This is a genomic window from Rhodopirellula europaea 6C, assembly GCF_000338295.1.
GTDB classification, from domain to species: Bacteria; Planctomycetota; Planctomycetia; order Pirellulales; family Pirellulaceae; genus Rhodopirellula; species Rhodopirellula europaea.
Genome location: NZ_ANMO01000180.1, coordinates 1 through 2,052 on the forward strand (window position 1 = coordinate 1; position 2,052 = coordinate 2,052).

Annotated in this window: 1 protein-coding gene; it reads left to right on the plus strand. The window is 56.0% G+C overall.

The window, feature by feature from the left end; all coding sequences use genetic code 11:
- Positions 1–538: 538 nt before the first annotated feature.
- Positions 539–1,714 (plus strand): IS91 family transposase, encoded by a 1,176-nt coding sequence (locus RE6C_RS18750; protein WP_456291174.1) that lies wholly within the window; start codon positions 539–541, stop codon positions 1,712–1,714.
- Positions 1,715–2,052 lie beyond the last annotated feature (338 nt).

Here is a 2,052-nt window from a genome sequence, read left to right on the forward strand (position 1 = left end):
TGCTGTGCGGTATGCGTTTCATTGGTGATGTCGGTATACCGAGAGCATGTAGGCCAAAGATATCCATCTCAGGGCATTTTTCGGAGGCAGGGAGTTGCGCCGTTGGCGATGTGCTGTAGCACGTCGATTGGAGTGATGATGGCACTACGATTGTTTCGCTACGGACGTTTTCTAAAGATCGCTGCAATTAGTTCGATCGCAACTCTTCTACTCGTAACCTCGTTTGCCAGTTCATATTTTTCGGATTACGACTATTTCCCTGACATGTCTGTGGACTACGTACGAGATCGTGTCGCGTATCAAACCACTGCACTCTTTGCTGTCGCTAGCGTGTCCGTATTTGCATTTGTTGGCGCTCTCTACGGAATCGGATATGAGCTCCATGCTGTACAAAGAGGCGAACCATCGGATGCACCCGAGTCGGCGAGTCGGGCGTTTTGACAATGGAGGAGTGCTCGCGCCGACCGGGTGATCCGCAACGTTGTACTGGCCTCTGGAGCACTTCCTTGAAGCGTCACGTTTCTTATAGGCAGTGACCTTGTCGCTCGACTTGCAACAGTTGATGCGCAAGCACTACCCCAGGCTTGCGAAGTCATATGGGCTCAGCGGTGACATGCACCGAGCCGCGTGGGCCATCATGCATTGTCGCACGCGAGAGTTGGGAGGCCATGTCAACAGTTGCCCGCATGGCCACTTCCACCAAGTCGCTTACAACTCATGCTCGCATCGGTGCTGCCCGAAGTGCGGATGGCTGCCTCGCGAGAAGTGGCTCGATGGCTGGCGAAATCGATTGTTGCCGGTCCCCCATCACCACCTCATCTTCACCATCCCGCACTCGCTCAACCCACTGTGGCGATACAACAAGCGAGCCTTTGCTGACGTTCTCTTCCAGGCGGCATCGCAGACACTGATGCAACTGCTCGGATCCCAAGACTATCTGGGCGCACGTCCTGGGATCCTGGCCGCCTTGCACACTTGGAACCAGAAGCTGGACGTGCACGTGCATCTGCATGTCTTGGTTTCTGCCGGCGGACTGACTGAAGACGGAACGTGGGTCGCTGCCAAGAAGAAGTGCCTGTTGCCCCGCAAGGTTGTGATGACCAAGTTCCGTGGCAAGTTCAAGGCGTTGCTGCGAGAGATGGTGGTCGCTGGCAAGATCCAATTGCCACCGGGTTGGACACGCAACCAGTTCTATGCGTTGCTCTACAAATTGAGTGACCCTTGGAACGTCAAAGTCTTTGATGCCTATGCAGGTGGCGCCAGTGTCGTGACCTATCTTGCCCGCTACTTGCGTGGCGGTCCGATCGGGAACTCACGGTTGCTCGAGGAACGTGATGGGCAAGTTGTGTTTCGATACCGCCTCAGTGAACTCGAAGGGGGCGATGGAAAGCGACAAGCCGTGACTCGCCTGCCAACCGACACTTTCTTGCTGCGTTGGCTGGAACATGTTCCGCCGCGTCGCTACCAATGCGTGCGCGGCTTTGGGCTCTACAGTGGGAACCAGCACTCGGGGCTTGTGCAAGCGCATCAGGCACTCGGCGGCTGCTACGATCCAGGTTCCGAGGAACCGAAGACATGGCAGGAAGTCTGTGACGCCGCTGGCATGGATCAAGCTTGTCGCTGTCCTGAATGTGGGGCGCTGCTGGTCAGCCACCATTCATTCCATCCGGGACGCTCTCCACCGAGCTCCGCGTTTGTCACACGAACCCTTTGACAGATCGCATGATGCGTTCTTTGACACGACCGATTCTTCCACCGACGATACCGAAGGTGCAGTTTCAGCTCGGCTTGAGTGCACTCCAAAGCGTGGCGATTGCCTTGCTGAGCGACCGCGTCACCGATAAAACACTAAGACGACAGCGGCTCGACGTAGCACGGGCCCCGGCGGCACAGTACAACCAAGTCGTTGCACCCGTTTAGCGTCACGCCGGTTGGCAAGGGAAAATTTTTTCGTTGCTAAGCGGGTGAACTCAATCGTTATGCCGATCAGCCAATGGACCACGGTTGGCAGTCGACGATGGATTGCTTGACGGTTTCTCAGTTTCACAATTG